Below are 18607 nucleotides of genomic sequence, written 5' to 3' on the forward strand. Positions count from 1 at the left end.
CTCCCTACTTTCCATTCACATTAAACACTTTTAATTTGACAAAATATTCCGATACACGCTGTGCGTCCTGTTCGATTAACAAAAGGTGCAACCAAATCGGTAAACTAAACAAGACGAGTAAAATCATCAGTCCAAGCAATTGGTATAGGTACCAAATTGCCAAGCCCATCATGACAGGTATCCAAAAAGTTTTATAGAAACTCCAAATTGTCAGGAAAAAACTGTACTGGAATATTTTGAAAACACTAGTTTTTGGATGGAGAACATGAGCAACATATAAATTCAGATTGTACGTTAAAACGAAAAAGATAAAGCAGAGGCTGATATAATACAGGAGCCGTGAAGCCCCCGTATCAGCCATGCGTAAAGACTGAATAAAAAGTGCACTCATCAAGTGGAAGAAAAGATAAGGCAAGGTCACCCATATTTCCTGGCGGTAAGTTTTGAAAAATGCCCGAACCATTTGGCGCTCATCATGATGTGTGACCGACACCAGTGCCGTGAACGAGGCACCTATTGTCACAATGGGCAAACAGCCGATAACGAACAATGCATTTAGAATGATTAAACGATATAAACGCATACTGAAGGCATACAGCTTACCATCTATTGAAAACATCTGACTTCCTCCTCCTTAACATACCTACTCGTTAGTGCTGACTTTTGTTACTCTCCAGATAATTTCTCTAAGTTTTCCGCAATTTTTGCGTTTTGGTACTCTAAAATTTGGCTGTAGCCATAGTTTTCACGACTTGCTAGGAAATCTTCCCAAATTTGGCGACCTTCTTCGGCACTAGGTGCTTGAATATAGGCAGCGAGCGCTTGCACTCTGGCAATATTTAACTGAGTTAAATTACGTCCTTCAGAACCAGTGGTTGGGTTCATATCTTCAGTTTCAAAACGTGGTGCAACTTTATCAGCCGCCCATTCAACCATTTGACGAATCGATGTTGCCGGTTTTTGACCCATTTGAATCGCATAGTTATCATCTAAGACAAACCAGTAAGAACCTAAACCAACTTCTTTGTCAAAACGTGCAATATCTGAGTTTCTTAAAGCCTCTGTTTCTTCTGAATACTCTACTTGTCCATCGACTAAGTTATATGTTTCTCCCTCTACACCAAAAGTTGCCACCATTGTACCATATTCACTGGCTAAGTAGGTTAATAACTCCATCGCTTTTTGTGGCTCTTCTGTCGAGGTAGTGATAAAGGTATTCGTCCAACCACCGATGTTACCACCAGAAAACGTAGGTTTGTCGCCATTCGCGTTTTGAGGACCATCCACTGCAATATACATTTGTTCAGGGTTACGTGCATTGTTGTCAGACATGAACTCGTTCAAGCCTTTTGTATTTGTGTGTAAGTAGGCGAAGTAGCGACCTTGACCTAATTTTTCTTTCATAGTGTTATCATTGTCAGAAAATTGGTCATCGGTAATAAAGCCTTCACTGTAAGCTTGACGTAGTGTTTCTAACCAAGCGATGTAATCTTCGTCGCTATCACGGTCATTGACTTGTCCGTCGACAGTTGGTGGAATGTTTAAGAAGTCTTGTAAAATACCACCCCAAGCACCATCCCCACCGTTAGCAATATCAACAGCGGTTGAACCAAACGCCACTAAATCAGCACCATCATCAGATTGAGGCATGTGCGCTTTGGCATCACGTAATGCTTGCAAGAAACCTTCCGGAGTCGTCATATCTGGACTACCAATTGCTTCATAAATATCTTGACGCACGATGAAGACTTGGTCGCCAAAGATGTTGCCATCTTCATAATCTTTTTCTGTTGTTGAAAAACTTGGGTAACCATAAATATTACCGTCTTCTTGTGTATACCATTGTAGGGTTTCAGGCTTAGCTGCTTCGGCCATAAAATAAGGATCATATTTGTCAGACAAGACGTTTAATGGTAGCGCAAATTTGTCAGCTTCTGAAGCCACGGATAAGTTTTTATCAAAGGTCATCAAATCAGGCAAGTCGCCACCCGCAAGCATCGTGTTTAAGTTTTCATCATTACCAGAAATAAATTCAACTTCAATATTCATGTCTTCTTTAATTTTAGCTGTGACTGTATCGACACCCCAACCTGGCTGTGCATACCAGTCAAAGTTAACATACCAAGTTAATTGAGCCGGTGTTTCCGTATCATTCTGCCAGCTAGGTACCGTTGGATCAACTTCAAAACGTGATTCTGGTAAGTCGTCCACCGACATGGCACTAACATTTGCTAATGTTCCTGTAATTGACGTTGCAAGTAAAGCGGCGGATAAGAAACCAACACTCATTTTATTCATCATCTGTTTAAATTTCATTGATAGATTCTCCTTAAAATTCATAGTAGTAAAAGCCGTGTCTAGCGAAAAACAAATAAAAATCGATGGAAAGGTTATTCTTTGACACCCCCCAAGGTCATGCCTTGTATGAAGTATTTCTGCAGGAACGGGTAAATGACAACAACAGGCACTGTCGTTACAACCATTGTAGCCAGTTGTAAAGATTGTGAAGTCGTATTGCGAACGACATTGGTACCAGTTGCAACAGCAGGCGAGAGATTTTCCGACACAATGCGGTATAGTAACATTTGCAAGGGATATAAATCACGATTGTCGACATAAATATTTGCCACCATATAATCATTCCACTGATACACCCCATGGAATAGAGCGATTGTCGCCATTACTGGCAAGGACAGCGGCAGTATTATTTTGATAAAGATGGTCATTGGGTTTGCGCCGTCCATCATGGCAGATTCTTCTAGAGAATACGGAATCCCTCTGAAGAAGTTCATCATAATTACCATGTCATAGAAAGAAAACAAGACAGGAATAATGTAGACCCAGAAATTATTTAATAAACCTAAATTCTTGAATAGTAAAAAGGTTGGAATCATCCCGCCATTAACAAACATTGCGATAATCCCCATTTGCATATAAAGCTTGCGCCCGATTAAATCCTTACGCGACATCCCGTAAGCCACCAAAGCGTTCAGCACCGTATGCAACACAACCCCAATGACCGTCTTCATCACTGAAATCACAAACGCCTTATAAATCGCTGGATCCTCAAACACCGTATAATAACTTTCGAGTGAAAAAGCTCTCGGCCAGAAATAAATGCCACCTTTAATCGCGTCAGTCGCATCATTAAAGGATAAAGCCACAATATTCCATAAAGGCAAGGCAATAATAGCCAAGAAGAAAATCATGAACACCACATTGATCACATTAAAGACCTTCTCATCTTTCGAAAAATTGTTTTTCATCATTGCCACCTCCTAGAATACTGATTCGTCACTAAGTTTCTTAGTGAACCAGTGGCTTAACACCACTAAAATAAGTGAGAAAACAGACACGAATAGACCAACCGCGGTCGCATAACTAAAGTCACCCATTTGAATCCCCATCTTGTACACATAGGAATTGATGACCTCACTCGCTTGATAGTTGACTGAATTTTGAAGCACTAACGTCTGATCCAAGTTAGAACCCAACAAGCCCCCCACATTCAAGACAAACGTCAATGCAATAATATGACGAATCGACGGAATCGTAATTTTGAAAATCTGCTGCAATTTGGTAGCGCCATCAATTTTAGCCGCTTCATACAGCGCCGGATTAATTCCCGTCATGGCCGCAATATACAAAATCGTATTCCAACCAATCTCTTTCCAAATATCTGAAATCACCGCAATCGCCCAATACTTATCAGGATCCGTCAGAAAACGAATCGGTTTCTCGATTAAACTCAAATCCATCAGAATATTATTAACCAAACCCGTCTCAGACAACCAAGTAATAAACATTCCACCCAAAATTACCCAAGACAAGAAATGCGGTAAATACGAAACCGTCTGAACTAACTTTTTCAAACGCTGATTCACCAACTCATTAATCATAACCGCCAACAAAATCGCAGCCGGAAAACCAATTAACATCTTGAAAAAACTAATCCCCACTGTATTACGCATCACATTCCAGAACATCTGATCAGATAAAAACTCCTCGAAATACATCCAACCAACCCAATCAGCCTCAGCAATCGTCCCCAAAACTGAATAATCCTTAAAAGCAATAATAATACCGTACATCGGAATAAAATTGAACACAATTAACAACAGAACACCCGGCCAAACCATCAACTGATACATACTCTGATTCTTCAAGCGACTCCAACGTTTCTGACGCTTCGCTTCACGCGCTTCACTTTGACTAGCCAACACGCACAACCTCCTTTTAAAAATCCTTTAGAAAAAATAAGTCCCCAATTAGCGGCAGACACCCACAGCCTCACTGCCCAAACACGCTCGCAACAGTCATCTCCTACGAAGAAGCATCCACTACACTAGCGGCTCCTGCGCTGTTAGCTACTTTAAAGCTCGCGTGGAATTACGCATCACCATCTCCCCCGCTAACTCAAAGACTTCACCTTTTGCTTTACCTTCCATTAAATCAATCAAATGGGCCACTGCGGTCTTACCTTGTAATTCGATTGGATTATCGAAAGTCGTCAAACCGGGTGTGAAATATTCGAGCACCGCGATATTATCAAAGCCTGTCACACTGACATCTTCAGGTACTCGGTAGCCAAACCGTTTAAAAGCTTTAATCGCTCCAATCGCACTCAAGTCATTGCCGGCCACAAAAGCCGTCGGTAACTGTTGCTTGCGCTTTAAATAGTCTGTTAACACTCGTTGCGTATCCGCTTCAGAGAAATTACCTCGCAAAATATCTTCTTCTTTAATGGCAATACCGGCGGCTTGCATAGCCATTTGGTAACCTCTTAAACGCTCTTGACTATCATAGACCCCTTCGTGACTGCGGATAAACCCTATTTGTCGGTGCCCCAGTTCAATTAAATGCTCAGTCATTTGCCGCGCCGCTTGATTAGAATTAAAGACCACACTGCCCATCGTTTCCGACTTGATATTACGGTCAATAAAGACGGCTTTTACATTACGTTTCTGCAAGGTTCGCAAATCTTCTTCGGTCAGTAATTCTTCGAAACCGATGAGGCCATCCACCATATTGCCAAGAATATTAGTCATGACGAATTGCTTATTTGACGACATAAAGATATTCAAGTTATATCCATGTTTCCCCACTTCATGAGCGATCACGTCCGCAATCGAACTGAAGTATGGCGCTTCAATACTGCGTGTATAAAAACCAATCACTTTTGTTTGACCCAATTTCAATTGTTTACCCATCATATTGGGCACATAATTTAATTTTTCTGCCGCCGCTAACACTTTCTGTTTAGTCAAAGGCGTGACAACATCAACATCATTCAAAGCCTTGGAAACAGTCGAGATAGAAACGCCTGCTTCCTTGGCAACTTCTCTTATAGATACCTTCTTGATATTATCACTCCTTTGGCTAAATAATTTTATTTGGGTGTATGGTCGCGCGATTGTGTGATTGTGTTCGCCTCGTACATCGCTCGGCTGAATGGTGCCTACTTGATAACTCTAAACTTAGCCTTTGTAGTCCCAAACACCTATCAGCGGTGCGTCACTATCTAAGCCTAAATACAATTCAATGGCACCTGAATCAGCGCTTTCACTTAAGTCGCTATGGTAGTAAGCAATGTCCTTGTCGCTAATTGTTAAACTTAGTTGTTTACTTTCGCCTGCTGCTAAAACAACTTTCTCAAAAGCTTTCAATTCCCTTTCAGGACGGGCAATTTCTGTGAAGACGTCTTTAATATATAATTGAACGACTTCTTGACCAGCCATTTGCGAGTGATTGGTTAACGTATAGTTGACAGTCACTGCTTGGTCATCGACTTGTAAAGTCACCTCTGATATACGAATATCGCTATAATTTAAACCATAACCAAATGGATACAATGGTGTGTTTTCGTTATCTAAATATTTGGAAACATATTTTTGCGTATGATTATGTTCATTAATTTTACGCCCAGTCGATAACATATTGTAGCTAATCGGTAATTGACCGACACTACGCGGGAAGCTCATTGGTAATTTCCCTGATGGATTGACGTGTCCAAATAAAACATCCGCAATCGCATGGCCAGCTTCAGAACCAGGAAACCACGCTTCTAGAATGCTACTGCTATATTGTTGCACTTGTGTTAAATCAAGCGGCCGTCCATTAATTAAGACAAGGACAATATTCTGATTCCATTTGTAAACTTCTTTTAGTAAGTCCAGTTGATCTTGTGGCAAGCTAATGTGTGTCTTACTGCCTCCTTCCCCTGTTTCCTCAGAATGCTCTCCTAAGGCCACAATCACTTTATCGACGTACTTTAACTTCACATATTCATGACGTTCTTTAATTATTTCTACTTGCTTGCTTTGGGCTTGTAGACCAGTCGCAATAGTGATGCTGTCTTGTGGTTTACCAATCCATGACCAAGCGCCTAGTAAATCGTTCGACTCCGCAAGCGGGCCAATTAGCGCTAATTTATCTGCTGGTTTCAGTGGTAACAAGTTGTCTTTGTTTTCCAATAAGACCATTGACTGGCTCGCAATCTCTCGACTCGCTTGACGAAGGCTTGCTTGTAAGTCACGCACGCTATCTGAAGTCATATTCTTGACAGAGCGGTAGGGGTCTTCGAACAAGCCTAAGTCATTCTTCAATTCTAATACGTGCCGCACGGCTGAATCGATGAAGTCTTGTGATATCAGACCTTCTTTGACTAAATCGACTAGATGATGCTGGTAATTGTCCGTCATCATGTCAATTTCAACACCGGCATTGGCAGCCTTATAGGCAGCGTCCTTTTTATCGGCGGCTACACGATGGTTAATTAATTCGTGGATCGAGGCCCAATCCGAAATAATCAGTCCTTCAAAGCCAAGGTCACGGCGCAACACATCTTGTAATAACCATTTATTGCCTGAAGCAGGTACGCCACGAATCGTATTAAATGACGTCATCACCAATTTGACGCCGGCTTCAATTGCTGCTTTAAAAGCTGGTAAGTGGTTTTGGTAAAGCACTAAATCAGACATATCGACTGTGTTATAGTCACGACCGCCTTCTGCTTCGCCGTAGCCAATGAAATGCTTCACACAAGCCGCTAGCGTTTTGGGATCCAAGAGTGAATCGCCTTGGTAGCCTTCAACATAAGCTTTCGTCAAGAGTGAGCTGAGCAAAGGATCTTCCCCATTACTTTCCAAAACCCGTCCCCAACGCGCATCGCGCACTAAATCGGCCATTGGCGAGAATGTCACGTTAACGCCAGCCGCAGTTGCTTCCTCAGCTGACAAGCTCGCCATTCGCTTCACTAGTTTGGGATCGAATGAACTGGCTAAAGCCAGTGGTATTGGGAAAATCGTTTCGTAACCGTGAATCACGTCCGCCATAAACATCAGGGGAATGCCGTGAGTCGCATTGGCTAAATAGGTTTCTTGAATATTAATGACTTCTTCTTTAGTATGCGTTCCAAGTATTGAACCGATTTGATACAGTTCAGTTTTGGTCATATCCATTGCTTGCATTGGACCAGTGACTTCTCCGCCTTCAGAAAAGAACATTGGACCTAATTGAACTAATTGCCCCACCTTTTCTTCTAAGGTCAAGCGACCTAGAATGTCTGTTAATTGACTTTTCTTCACTTATCGATCACTCCATTGTGTTTAATAACTGCTTGATACCAAGCAAATGATTCTTTTTTTGTTCGTTTCAAACTACCATTGCCTTGGTTATCTTTGTCGACATGAATAAAGCCATAGCGTTTTTCCATTTCTCCAGAACCAAAGCTGACAATATCAATCACGCCCCAAGGCGTATAACCGATGACCTCAACCCCGTCGACTTGAATCGCTAGTTGCATTTGTTCAATATGCCGCTTTAAATAATTGACGCGGTAAGGATCATAAATCTTACCGTCAGCCTCGATTTTATCATAGGCGCCAAAGCCGTTTTCAACAATAAATAGTGGCAAATTATAACGTTGATGAAGCACGTTTAAGATATAACGTAAACCCGTTGGATCAATTTGCCAGCCCCAATCATTACTCTTGAGGTAAGGGTTGTTGACCACGCGTGTATTGGGATATTCACTGGCTGGATAAGCATGTCGCTCATTCGCCACTTCATCCACCGTCGTGACTGCATTCGACATATAATAACTAAACCCAATATAATCAACGGTCCCACTTTTTAATTCGTCTAATTCAGCTAAGCTATACTCAATGTTATATCCTTCGCGTTCCCACTTAGCTAAGGCATAAGCCGGAATCTCTCCTCGCACATGTACATCGCTATAGAAAAAGCGTCTGTCCATTACTTTCAAAGCTGCTAGTTGATCATTAGGGGCGCTCGTTGAGGGGTAAACCGGCACATAAGCCATCATACAGCCCATCTTAAACTCTGGATTAATCTCTCGAGCCACATTAATTGCCTTCGCACTCGCAATCAATTCGTTGAGCCCCGCTTGAAAAATGACTTCTTCCGCTCGTTCATGCGGCTCCAAGACAATTCCCGAATTCGTCCACGTATGTAAAGCATGTTGCCCATCCGCTTGATTATTGATTTCATTAAAAGTCATCCAGTAGGTCACTTTTTCTTTGTAACGCTTCAGCACAACTTCTGCAAAACGGACAAAGTAGTCGATGACACGCTTATCGCGAAAACCACCATAAGCTTGCGTTAAATGATAGGGCATTTCAAAATGCGATAAGGTTATGACTGGCTCAATACCATTCTCTAGCAACGTGTCAAACAATTTGTCATAAAATACTAATCCCGCTTCATTTGGTTCACTTTCATCTCCCAACGGGAAGATCCGCGACCAAGCAATCGAAGTTCTAAAAGCCTTCAAGCCTAGTTCTTTTAACAACTGGATATCTTCTGGATAACGATGATAAAAATCAATTGCTTCATGATTAGGATAATACTCGTTAGCCAGTACACCGTCTGTAATTTGACGTGCTGTCGTGTGACTGCCTGCCGTTAACACATCCGCAATACTCATTCCTTTACCGTCGGCTTGCCATGCTCCTTCAATCTGATGAGCGGCAACCGCTCCACCCCAAAGAAATTCTGTGGGCATTGGTCTTTCTCTCACAAATATTCACCTGCTCTCTTAACTTTGCATCATCATCATAAAATAAAAACGTTTTTATTGGAAGGGGTTTCAAGCATCACGGTACACGTACCGGTAAAATAATAAAAGAGTCAGCCTGGTACACTACGTACCAAAGTCTGACTCTGTTTTCTCCTTGACAAGGTCAATCAACAATTCCATTAAGTATAGAACTGGCAGTTGACTCGTATAATCCTCATGTTTATTAAATTTTTTGACGTTTACTTTATAATCCAGCAAATGATCGGTCATTAATGCTAAAGAGCTCGTAGACTGACTCGTCACCGCTACCGTGACACAGTCGAGTATCTCGTGGAAGGTATTGGCCACTTCCACTACTTCTGTCGTTGTACCAGATACGGATAGGAGTATCAGCACATTATCTGCCGTATTTCTCAATTTAGAGGTTACCGGATAGGTAAAGTCTGTTAGAGCGAATGTGTTATAACCAATCGAGGCTAACCGGCGCGAAGCGTATTCACATAGGTTACCCGATGCACCGACACCACAGAAAATCACATTTTCAGCAGGTACAATCAAATCAGAGATGAGATCTAGTTTAGTTGATAAATCGTCAGGAAAATTTTCAGCTGCTAGTAAATCTGGCCCATAATAGTTTAAAGCCGTGTGATTCTCCTCTACTTTAAAATCATTTTTAAATTCCGAAAAACTTTCATAACCCATTTTTCGGATAAAACGCATCACTGACGAAGCCGACGTATGTGACTCATTGGCCACTTCTCTCACTCGCATATAAGCTATCTTGGCGCTATTCGTATGTAAAAACTGATAAATTGCTCGATCTACTTCCGTTAAAGTATTAAAATCTATCTGACTAAAAAAAGACATGCTAGGCCACCTTTCAGTATAGTAGTTCTATTTTATCATAAATCGCTCAAATGAAAACGTTATTATTTACTAACCTGGATGGCATTTAATACAATTTATTCTGTTTTATCAGCTACTGAAACAAGCAAGTCTTCAATAAAGAGGTATGAATGAACACGTCGTGTCGCTTCACGTCACGACTTTCTAGCCTATCTAAAACGCGTGTCATCAGGTGACACGCCGTCTTTTCCCATATTGCTAAGTAAATGAGCCATAAATTGCAGGATTTTCTACCCGTTGAGCCCAGAACAATGCGAATGATGAACAAACACGTCGTGTCGCTTCACGTCACGACTTTCTAGCCTATCTAAAACGCGTGTCATCAGGTGACACGTCGCCTTTTCGTTCCACAGATTTCTCTTGAGTAATCCCATGCAGAGTCGTGCTCTACAAGAGCACGACGATTCAGACAGAACACTAAATATAAAAACGTGCTGGTCAGATCGGCACTCCTTATGGTTTGTAAGTGTTGTCGTATGAGGATTGCGTATTAATAGTATCTGACGTGTGATTATGATAAATTTAAATCACGAGGAATGGAGGTGAAGACCGTGTCAAAAGATTATAAAAACAAACAGACAGATGCTTTAAAAGACGACTTAACTACCGATGCTATTCGACAAATGGCTCAAAAGGAAAAAGACAAAGCTTTTTCAATTTTCGAGAGTAACCGTAGAGAAAAAGCAAAGGCAGAAGAGATGATGCCTGAGTCATTTGAAGACAGCGGTGCAACTTCAACAGATGATGAGACGACTTAAACAAGTGAGTCAGTTTCATTCGAGTTTCTTGTTTTATACGCAAATAAATAAGGTTAAGGCGCTTAACATTCGCGTTTTAACCTTATTTTGGTGTCTAAATTTTTTTCGCAAAGGCTGTCGGATACTCGTTCGAAGATAGAGTCAAATTGAGTGTCATCAAAGTTAAGAAAGCTGTCAAATTATTTCTCCCTGACAGACTCTCCCTTAAGGGCACTTTTCTACTTCGCGTCATTAATAAATATAGACTGGAGACTTTACAGAGCGTTTCACTTTATAAGTTCGTCAGTTTTGGGAGGTGCGTGTGGGGCATGACGTCGGTTGATGCAGTCTTTTTGGAGGTCTTATTTTCAAAAAAAAATTATCCTTTGGTCATGTTTTTAATAATTAATTCGTTTTGTTGATGTATGTCTTGCGTGAGTTCATGGTTTTTTAGGATGACGGTTACGATTAAAAAGATGAAGGCGGTATAGGCTAGGCACAGTAAGAGCACGGCGACTAGGGTTGGTAGGTCATATTCTTCGACGAAGTCAAAACCTTCGATGATTCTTGTGGAGTAGGCGGTTGAAAAAGCGATTGAGAAACTTAGTATGATATTGATTACCAACATCACGATGTTAAATCCTTTGAGGTATTTCATGGGGGACTTCCTTTCTTGGTGTCTTGGTCTTTCAGCATGGCCTGTTTAGCTGATATGAGTGCCGTGAAGCTGGCGTTTTGGACGAGGTGAGTCATTGTTTCGCTGCGTTTGTATTAGTGGTCACGATTAGCTGGTGTTAGGTTGACGTCGTTTAGTTTGTCAAGATTGTTGGCAAGCTAAATGGTGCAGTATCATAAAAGGATGCTTATTACCGGCATAATGAGTCTTTAGTATTTTAGTTCTTGCCAGAGCAAGTCTGGTAGCTGTTTCTAGCGACTTGTTAATTGATACAAGGGATAGTTGACATGGCGGTGAGAATGGTTTTTATTTTAAACAAAACCTCTCTCTTTAAGTGACCATTTGTTTAGGGATAGTTTACACTATTTATGTGTGTGTTCATAAGCTGAAGCTTTTGACGACAAAACCACCCAGCCTTGGCCGGGTGGTAATAGGTATGTTATTGGCTGGGACCGAACAAGCTATCTGCTCTATTATGTAGAAATTCAGTCAGCCGCTGGGCCAACCAGACGGTTGGAATGGCTATAATAGTCGTGACAGCCATTGAGGTCAAACCGACCAGTGGTGTTTGGAAAAATGCAATGCGGACATTGTCGCTGACGCGCAGAAAGTCCAGGTTGCGGGCAATAATATCCGAATAATAGTCGCCCATTATATAGTAGGCAAGTGTGTAATGTGCCAGAAAACTAGCGATGCGTGTGGCCGGATTTTCGCCGACTTCAAGTGTTTGAAAGAAGCTGAAAATCATAGCTGTCGCCGTAATAATCAATAGATTGTCATAAGTGCCGATAAAGGGGTCGTAGACGCCGCCGTCGGCCAGCCAGAAAATCAATCCGGTGTTCAACGCTAAAGCTGCCAACGTCACAAGCACTTTCGTCCCCTGCTTCCAATTCAAAGGGGAACGGCGCAAATAGCCGCCAAGTAAATAGTAAACCAAAGGATAAGCCGAGCGAATAAAGGTATGAAGATACTCGATATCAAAAGCTTTTAAAAAGGCCGGAAGCGCAACCAGACCGGTCATCAAGATCAATAAACCCGTTTCCTCCTGTTTTTTCAAGCTGCCCAACAAACGGTTGAGGTAAGGCGCTAATAAATATAAGCCGATATGAAAACTGACATAATAAGGAGGATTCAATACAAACTTCAACAAATCTTTCGCGCCTAGAGACAAGTCATTGTAAGTGTGATTCAGAAAATAAGCGACCACTAACAAGAGCGTTGACTCCATTAAAAAATCCAACAAACGGCGGTAATGGCGCTGATTGATTTCATGACGTGTCAACAGATAACCACTCGTTATGAAAAATAATGGCACGCAGGTCTTCAATAAACTGAGAAAAGTCGTCAACAGAAAGGCCGTTTCAGTCGTTAGCGACAGCTCCATAAAAGGCGTGCGCTCGAAATGATGCACCATCACGACGAACCAGGCAGCCATTAATTTTAATAAATCCAAAGAATAATTTCGTTTGCTCAATTTAGCACCTTCTTTTTAGAGTAAACTTCATTATACAAAGTTAGCCACACAAGACCAATACAAAAGCATAACATTTCGATAACAAAATATGATCGATAGTTTATCGACCAAAATAAAAACTTGCAGACGATGCCAGGCACCACCCACAAGTTATTTTTTCTAGTCGATCACCACTGTATGGAAGCAGCGGGTCATATGTTCTAGCATAATCTCGCCTAAGGCAGTAAAAGTTGCGACGCCGCGACGGTGTGTCACCGTCTTGAAGCCTTCCGCATCCGCCCCACTGATCGTATTAAAGACGCATATGTCCGTCGTCACACCCACTACATGGACCGTTTCGACGCCAACTTTACGCAAGTCGGCGGCCAAGCCAGTTTGAAAGAACGAGTTGTAGTTCTCTTTGGGATAATAGCTAACGAGCGTTTCGTTTTGATTAACCTGGTACCATTCAGCTAATTCACCGTATAACGCTTGTCCTTTCGTATCCACGACATTATGCACCGGCCATAAGTTGAAATGCGGATCATTGGGCTGATGAGCATCCATCGCAATAACGACTGGCATACCAGCTGCTAGAAAGTCATCGGCTAGTTCACGAATATAAGGGACAATCGCTTGGGCGGGTTCCCCTACTGTTAAGCCGCCGTCTGTTGCGACAAAGTCGACACTCATGTCGACAATAATTAAAGCTTCCTTGTTAGTCGTTTGGTTAGTTGTTTCTTTTGTCATCTCACCACTCCTAAAATTGAAATCGTTTTATCTATTATACCACTGATAATGGGTGGGTGAAAATAAAAACAAGTTGGGAATTGGACTGGAGCTGTGGTGATGATTTTTCGAGAGCCGACTCGGTGTCACCAGACTTGGAGTCAGCCGGAGTTCTCGATGCCAACAATGCTTCTCAAAACCATAGGTGTGGCGAACAAGTCGCCACGATTTAAAAGTCGAGTCGCTCTGCTTCGAATCGTCGAGAACTAGAAGTTCGAGACTCCTTTGTTAGTTATAACGAACAAGAAAGGTCTAGCACGCGCTAGACCCTTATTAATTGCTTTGCATGCCTTTACTTAAATTCGGTAGGAACTGATGTTACCTTTGAGAAATTCTACATACAAGGCGGCCGAGGTGGCACTCGTAAATTTCTTCTGTTCGAATTTTTCTTGAATTAATTCAGATGAAACGTCTGCCGGCTGTTGATTAGCTAAAATCACTTGCACCCAAGCTTCAACATCTTGAGCACCATTGTCAATCGGGAGGAATTCAACGAGACCTAAATCTAAATCCGTTTCACGTGCCTGAATATCGGATAGCAAAATTTTCTTACCGGATGCTTGTGACTCAATCGCAACCGTTGAAAGACCTTCGAAATGAGACGGCAAAACCATGAGGTCCATCGTTGGATAGAGTTCAGAAATATCGCTACGACGCCCCATAAATTTAACGTAGCCTTCTAGGTTGCGCTCAGCGACAGCTTGCTTGATGTCATCTTCAATCTTTCCTTGTCCGAAAAACAGCCATAAAAAGTCGAGTTCAGTTTTCGCGAGTTCTTCAATGACCTCAAGACTGAACGCATGATTTTTGACTTCGTGGAATCGTGCAATTTGGCTGATGATAAATTTGTGTTGATTTTCTTGGCCATAGGCTTCGCTTTTAAGACTAGCGGCCTTATTCTTGCCGAGAAAGTTGTGTATGTTGATGCTGTTCGGGATGTGGACCACGTCGTTGTTTTCAAGGGCTTGGCGACCAAAAATGTTTTCAGTGGCGCCTAGGCCGCAGGATAATTTGTAGTCGGCCATCCAGCGGTTAAGATGGCGGCGCAGGTCATTTGTGTTATCAGGCTCGGCGGTATGTGCGTGAATTGCAAATTTCAGGCGGTTTTTCTTGGCCACTAAGTAGAAAATCAGCGCCAAATCCATCCCATAGTTGCAATGAACGAGGGTGTTTTTGGGCAACTGATTGAAAATCGCGTTCGTTTGTTTGACGGATTGCATGAGACTTTCTTTAACCGGGTTTGGGACTTTGTAAATTTGACCACCGGTCGCAGCAATGGCTTGTTCTAGGCGTGCGCTCGGTGTATCAAAGGTCAAAACGTCGATTTGGACGTCTTGATTTGCCAGCGCCTCAGCTTTATCTAGTATAAATGAAGAGATTCCTCCACCAAATTCCGACATGATGTGAATGACTCTTAATGGTTTATCTGGCATGGTCAGCCTCCTCTTAAATAATCATCTTACATTTTACCGTTAAACGGGTGGATATACAATTGCTGCGAAAGCTTTAGTTTTGATGACCCAAGGTTCGCTGAATCTTTTCAGCAAAATAGCCAGACAAAGTGAATATCACTCCAAGTCTGACTATTAAAAATTATTCTATCTCACAATTTCTATGAAATCACGCTTCGAATAAGTCACGCCATAATCATCAGTAATCTTGCTGCCGTCTGTATTATCTTCGTGCTCAAAGCGGAAGAGTTTTTGATTTCCTAGCTCAACAAGCCACAGATCTTGAGACCTTCTGATAGTCGGCGCATTAATTTGGATGTATTGATAGAAAACCGGATTGTTATAGTTAAAATTCAAATAACTATAGTCGATACTCGGAATCTGCGCATCGATCATTGCATCGATTTCCTCACGTCTCATAGTTGGTGTAATTTTTTCAGCAACATCTGAATAGATTTTCGCATAATCTGGAATATGTATATTATTTTTCTCATACCATTTTGCGATATCTTCAGCATCCATTGATGGATCAATCATACCCGTTAAGCCATCCTCCAATAATCTACCCACCTGTATTAACTCTGTATATCGCTCCATATTCCTGGTTTCCGAATTTCTAAGTTCTTCGTGACGTACGACCACTTGGACACCATTTTCAAAAAACACAAAGCCCCAAATAGCTCGGTTCTCATCCGTTAGATAAATACCTTCATATGGGAATTCCTCCTCAGCTTGAACACTGACACTAGAAAGATTGGCAAAAACGGGCATTAGGCAGAGTAAACATAACATTGTTCTCAATAATTTTTTCATTTATATCCCCTTCCTTTATTTGCTTTGTCACACAATTCAGCTTAAACTTATAGTACTACAACCTAGTTATACTATACTTTAAATAAGCAAGATGAAGGCTAAATGATCCTAAACCATTTATTTTTCATCATAATCCTTTATGAGGAGGTTTTTATTTTTTGGATACTTACTTAACCAGTCGCTGGCTTTTGTACCTAGCCGCCTTTTTCCTACTGAATACTAAACTCGGTTGGCTTAAAAACGGTTTACTGACAGCCAGCATTTTCTTAACACTACAACTCAGCCCAATTTTTAGGGATGCCCTAGAGCCATTACTGATTTTTCTTTGCCTATTTTTACTGACCTACTTACAACTAAAAACAGTCAACCGGGCAGTCACCTTTGCGACACTCCCGCTAATCAATTTAGCAATCAGTCGTTTTTTATTGCAAACTCAATATTTTCGAGGGCTTTCACTATGGGTTTCATTCTCTGTTACGCTTGTGATGCTGATCATACTTAGTTTTTCAGAACATCAGCTCTTAAAACGCTTGTCTCAAAAAGTAGATAATCTGATTTACTTAATACCTTTGGCTATTTTCTTAGGCCTTTATTATCTGCAAATGCTCGACCTTTTCGACTACCTCTTTATCGGACACGATACACGTCTAGAGATTTTCAATGGTATTTTGGTAGCTGTCATGATACTCTTTGTTTTTACGTTAATTTTAGTTCAACACAATGAAGCACAAGTCATTTACCAAGAGCAATTAAAAGCTCGTACTCAGATTGACCGTGAATACTTGCAGCTGACGACTCAACAATACAACGAGATGCGCAAATTTCGCCATGACTACCAGAATATTCTCTTAAGTATCGAAGGCTTTATTCGCGAAGAAGCTTGGCAGGAGTTGACTCGCTATTTCCAAAAGGAATTGAGCACGCAATTGGCCACTGATAACCAGCAATTTGAGCGCTTGATATTACTTGAAAACGCCAATCTGCGACAAATTCTTTATGCCAAATTGGCCGCTGCCCAAGTCATGAACGTCAATGTACAGCTGGAATTGACTGAAGCGATCGCGATTCATCACCCTGACCAGTTGACGCTTAGTCGTATGCTTGGGATTGTTCTGGATAATGCGATCGAAGAAGTCGCTAGTTTAGATAAAGACGCCAGTGTGACGGTAGCTTTCATTAAAGAGTCAGAAGCTACCATCCTTTTGGTGGTCAATGATTGTCGCTCTCAGATGGAGCCTTTGCTTATTCTGGCAAAGGAAGGTTTTTCGTCGAAGGGTGATGGACGTGGCTTTGGTTTGGCTAATTTAGCTTCTTTGCAGGCGCGAACGGATATCCTGGTCAATACGGAAATTGTTAGTGGAATTTTTAAGCAGGAGATTATTGTGCCTGAGTGGAAGGAGGGTGTTGGGCTTTGATGCCGATTTTTATTTGTGAGGATGATCCAAGGCAGCGGGAGCAGTTGCTGGAGATTGTTGAAAATTATGTCATGATTGAGGCGTTAGATATGCGGGTCGAATTGGCGACAGCGGATCCTTTTGAGTTAGTGGCTTGTTTGGCTGATAATCCTGGTCATGTTGGGATTTATTTGCTTGATATTGATTTAAATAGTGAGTTGAATGGGATTGAATTAGCCGCGAAGATTCGTGAGTTTGATGATTTAGGGAAGATTATTTTTGTGACGACGCATGCTGAGTTGGCCCCGGTGACTTTTCGCTATAAGGTCGAGGCTTATGATTATATTGTTAAATCTAGTCATGAAGAGTTGAGGCAACAAATCATTGCCTGTTTGAAGAGTATCGATGAGCGTCAAGCTGTGAGTGCTGAGGCAAAGGGGCAGTTTGTATTCAAGAGTGGATCCAAGACACGTGTTGTTAATCATCAGGATATTCTCTTTTTCGAAACCATGCCCACACCGCATGTGATTGGGCTGCATACTCATCAGGGCTTCTATCAGTTTTATGGCCGTTTAAAGGAAATTAACCAGGCAATTCCCTCCTTGGTGCGAGTCCATAAATCGGTCTTAGCTAATCTCGAGACGGTAGTAGCGGTCGATGCGGATCGTTATCTACTAGAATTTGCTGATGGTCAGACTTGCCCGGTTGCTATTAGTAAGCTTCGTAAAATTCAGAAAATGTGGCAGGCGCAACAAGGTTAAAGTTAAATGAAAACGTCGAAGGCTTTGGGTAAGTGAAGGCCTTCGACGTTTTTGGTCGGCTTTATTATATTGGCAATAATGGCAATGGGGTTGTAGCTGTTTATGTGAGTACTGGCTTATAGCTGACTTTCTGCCCACTCTTTTAATAAGACGACGTGATTGATTTTAGGATTTTTGGCAGCATAAAGAAAAGTCACTGGCTGATTCTTTAATTCTTCTTTTATTTTTGCGATAAATTCTTCGCTAAAGGGATTATCATCTAGCTCACTTTGGTAAGCAACTGTGAATTCTTCCATGCGTTCAGCCTCATGATTAAAGGCCTTGCGACTTTCCTTCGATGGTGTGATATCTTTGGGCCACCAATCATAAGGCAAGTCTTCTTTCTTTACACCTCGTGGCCATAATCGGTCAACCAATACTCGGAAACCGTCTGATTTGGCCGCTTCTTCGTAGACGCGTTTCATTTGAATTTGATGCATCTTGTTCACTCTTCCTTTCGGCTCATTTGCATTTTTATGGTGACAAACCGCCTGCTCTTTTATGGTAATCGTTTTCATTTGCAAAAGCAATTGACCGCCTTTAATTTG

General features: G+C 41.6%; 17 protein-coding genes. 3 read left to right on the forward strand and 14 right to left on the reverse strand.

Going from position 1 to position 18607, the window contains the following annotated elements:
* Positions 1-4 precede the first annotated feature (4 nt).
* The 8 genes from ACTQ45_RS05740 to ACTQ45_RS05775 all read right to left on the reverse strand — a co-directional run bounded on the left by ACTQ45_RS05740 (position 5) and on the right by ACTQ45_RS05775 (position 9907).
* Positions 5-619, reverse strand: coding sequence for a DUF624 domain-containing protein (locus ACTQ45_RS05740; RefSeq protein WP_441763185.1), 615 nt, complete (start codon positions 617-619; stop codon positions 5-7).
* A 47-nt stretch (positions 620-666) separates the two neighbouring features.
* Positions 667-2316 carry an ABC transporter gene (locus tag ACTQ45_RS05745; protein WP_441763186.1) on the reverse strand — a complete coding sequence of 550 codons (1650 nt, stop codon included), beginning with the start codon at positions 2314-2316 and terminating at the stop codon, positions 667-669.
* A gap of 74 nt (positions 2317-2390) precedes the next feature.
* The gene (locus ACTQ45_RS05750) at positions 2391-3266 is read right to left on the reverse strand and encodes a carbohydrate ABC transporter permease (RefSeq protein WP_441753505.1); all 876 of its coding nucleotides are present in this window, start codon (positions 3264-3266) and stop codon (positions 2391-2393) included.
* A gap of 12 nt (positions 3267-3278) precedes the next feature.
* The gene (locus tag ACTQ45_RS05755; protein ID WP_441753553.1) at positions 3279-4151 is read right to left on the reverse strand and encodes an ABC transporter permease; all 873 of its coding nucleotides are present in this window, start codon (positions 4149-4151) and stop codon (positions 3279-3281) included.
* A gap of 216 nt (positions 4152-4367) precedes the next feature.
* Positions 4368-5414, reverse strand: coding sequence for a LacI family DNA-binding transcriptional regulator (locus tag ACTQ45_RS05760; RefSeq protein WP_441763264.1), 1047 nt, complete (start codon positions 5412-5414; stop codon positions 4368-4370).
* A 63-nt stretch (positions 5415-5477) separates the two neighbouring features.
* Positions 5478-7586: a glycoside hydrolase family 3 N-terminal domain-containing protein gene (locus ACTQ45_RS05765; protein ID WP_441753507.1), complete on the reverse strand. Its 2109-nt coding sequence runs from the start codon at positions 7584-7586 to the stop codon at positions 5478-5480.
* The gene (locus tag ACTQ45_RS05770) at positions 7583-9025 is read right to left on the reverse strand and encodes a 6-phospho-beta-glucosidase (protein WP_441753556.1); all 1443 of its coding nucleotides are present in this window, start codon (positions 9023-9025) and stop codon (positions 7583-7585) included. Before ACTQ45_RS05770 ends, ACTQ45_RS05765 begins: the two co-directional genes overlap by 4 nt.
* A gap of 138 nt (positions 9026-9163) precedes the next feature.
* On the reverse strand, positions 9164-9907 hold the full coding sequence (locus ACTQ45_RS05775) for a MurR/RpiR family transcriptional regulator (RefSeq protein ID WP_441763187.1): 744 nt from the start codon (positions 9905-9907) through the stop codon (positions 9164-9166).
* 590 nt (positions 9908-10497) lie between these two features.
* Between ACTQ45_RS05775 and ACTQ45_RS05780 the strand changes: the two genes are divergently transcribed.
* Complete coding sequence (locus ACTQ45_RS05780; RefSeq protein ID WP_441763188.1) at positions 10498-10704, forward strand: hypothetical protein; 207 nt, start codon at positions 10498-10500, stop codon at positions 10702-10704.
* A gap of 358 nt (positions 10705-11062) precedes the next feature.
* Here the strand turns inward: ACTQ45_RS05780 and ACTQ45_RS05785 are convergent, their stop codons facing one another.
* The 5 genes from ACTQ45_RS05785 to ACTQ45_RS05805 form a co-directional block, all read right to left on the reverse strand.
* The gene (locus tag ACTQ45_RS05785) at positions 11063-11341 is read right to left on the reverse strand and encodes a hypothetical protein (protein ID WP_441763189.1); all 279 of its coding nucleotides are present in this window, start codon (positions 11339-11341) and stop codon (positions 11063-11065) included.
* A gap of 457 nt (positions 11342-11798) precedes the next feature.
* On the reverse strand, positions 11799-12833 hold the full coding sequence (locus ACTQ45_RS05790) for an acyltransferase (RefSeq protein ID WP_441763190.1): 1035 nt from the start codon (positions 12831-12833) through the stop codon (positions 11799-11801).
* Between the two features lie 159 nt (positions 12834-12992).
* The gene (locus ACTQ45_RS05795; protein WP_441763191.1) at positions 12993-13562 is read right to left on the reverse strand and encodes a cysteine hydrolase family protein; all 570 of its coding nucleotides are present in this window, start codon (positions 13560-13562) and stop codon (positions 12993-12995) included.
* Positions 13563-13897: 335 nt separating this feature from the next.
* Positions 13898-15034 (reverse strand): glycosyltransferase, encoded by a 1137-nt coding sequence (locus tag ACTQ45_RS05800; protein WP_441763192.1) that lies wholly within the window; start codon positions 15032-15034, stop codon positions 13898-13900.
* A gap of 165 nt (positions 15035-15199) precedes the next feature.
* Positions 15200-15865, reverse strand: coding sequence for a hypothetical protein (locus ACTQ45_RS05805; RefSeq protein ID WP_441763193.1), 666 nt, complete (start codon positions 15863-15865; stop codon positions 15200-15202).
* A 158-nt stretch (positions 15866-16023) separates the two neighbouring features.
* Here ACTQ45_RS05805 and ACTQ45_RS05810 point away from each other — a divergent pair, with 158 nt between their 5' ends.
* Positions 16024-17280, forward strand: a complete 1257-nt coding sequence (locus ACTQ45_RS05810) for a GHKL domain-containing protein (RefSeq protein ID WP_441763194.1) — start codon at positions 16024-16026, stop codon at positions 17278-17280.
* Positions 17280-18020, forward strand: coding sequence for a LytR/AlgR family response regulator transcription factor (locus ACTQ45_RS05815; protein WP_441763265.1), 741 nt, complete (start codon positions 17280-17282; stop codon positions 18018-18020). The genes ACTQ45_RS05810 and ACTQ45_RS05815 overlap by 1 nt, the downstream gene beginning before the upstream one ends.
* 116 nt (positions 18021-18136) lie before the next feature.
* Here the strand turns inward: ACTQ45_RS05815 and ACTQ45_RS05820 are convergent, their stop codons facing one another.
* Complete coding sequence (locus tag ACTQ45_RS05820) at positions 18137-18577, reverse strand: DUF488 domain-containing protein (RefSeq protein ID WP_441763195.1); 441 nt, start codon at positions 18575-18577, stop codon at positions 18137-18139.
* Between the last annotated feature and the right edge of the window lie 30 nt (positions 18578-18607).

This window comes from Fundicoccus sp. Sow4_D5 (genome assembly GCF_052116365.1).
In the GTDB taxonomy this organism is placed as follows: domain Bacteria; phylum Bacillota; class Bacilli; order Lactobacillales; family Aerococcaceae; genus Fundicoccus.

Bases quoted from the DNA above. Each gene is read 5' to 3' on its own strand.
- ACTQ45_RS05740 (WP_441763185.1), bottom strand. From the start codon at position 619: ATGTTTTCAATAGATGGTAAGCTGTATGCCTTCAGTATGCGTTTATAT.
- ACTQ45_RS05745 (WP_441763186.1), bottom strand. From the start codon at position 2,316: ATGAAATTTAAACAGATGATGAATAAAATGAGTGTTGGTTTCTTATCC.
- ACTQ45_RS05750 (WP_441753505.1), bottom strand. From the start codon at position 3,266: ATGAAAAACAATTTTTCGAAAGATGAGAAGGTCTTTAATGTGATCAAT.
- ACTQ45_RS05755 (WP_441753553.1), bottom strand. From the start codon at position 4,151: ATGTATCAGTTGATGGTTTGGCCGGGTGTTCTGTTGTTAATTGTGTTC.
- ACTQ45_RS05770 (WP_441753556.1), bottom strand. From the start codon at position 9,025: ATGCCCACAGAATTTCTTTGGGGTGGAGCGGTTGCCGCTCATCAGATT.
- ACTQ45_RS05775 (WP_441763187.1), bottom strand. From the start codon at position 9,907: ATGTCTTTTTTTAGTCAGATAGATTTTAATACTTTAACGGAAGTAGAT.
- ACTQ45_RS05785 (WP_441763189.1), bottom strand. From the start codon at position 11,341: ATGAAATACCTCAAAGGATTTAACATCGTGATGTTGGTAATCAATATC.
- ACTQ45_RS05795 (WP_441763191.1), bottom strand. From the start codon at position 13,562: ATGACAAAAGAAACAACTAACCAAACGACTAACAAGGAAGCTTTAATT.
- ACTQ45_RS05800 (WP_441763192.1), bottom strand. From the start codon at position 15,034: ATGCCAGATAAACCATTAAGAGTCATTCACATCATGTCGGAATTTGGT.
- ACTQ45_RS05805 (WP_441763193.1), bottom strand. From the start codon at position 15,865: ATGAAAAAATTATTGAGAACAATGTTATGTTTACTCTGCCTAATGCCC.
- ACTQ45_RS05815 (WP_441763265.1), top strand. From the start codon at position 17,280: ATGCCGATTTTTATTTGTGAGGATGATCCAAGGCAGCGGGAGCAGTTG.
- ACTQ45_RS05820 (WP_441763195.1), bottom strand. From the start codon at position 18,577: ATGAAAACGATTACCATAAAAGAGCAGGCGGTTTGTCACCATAAAAAT.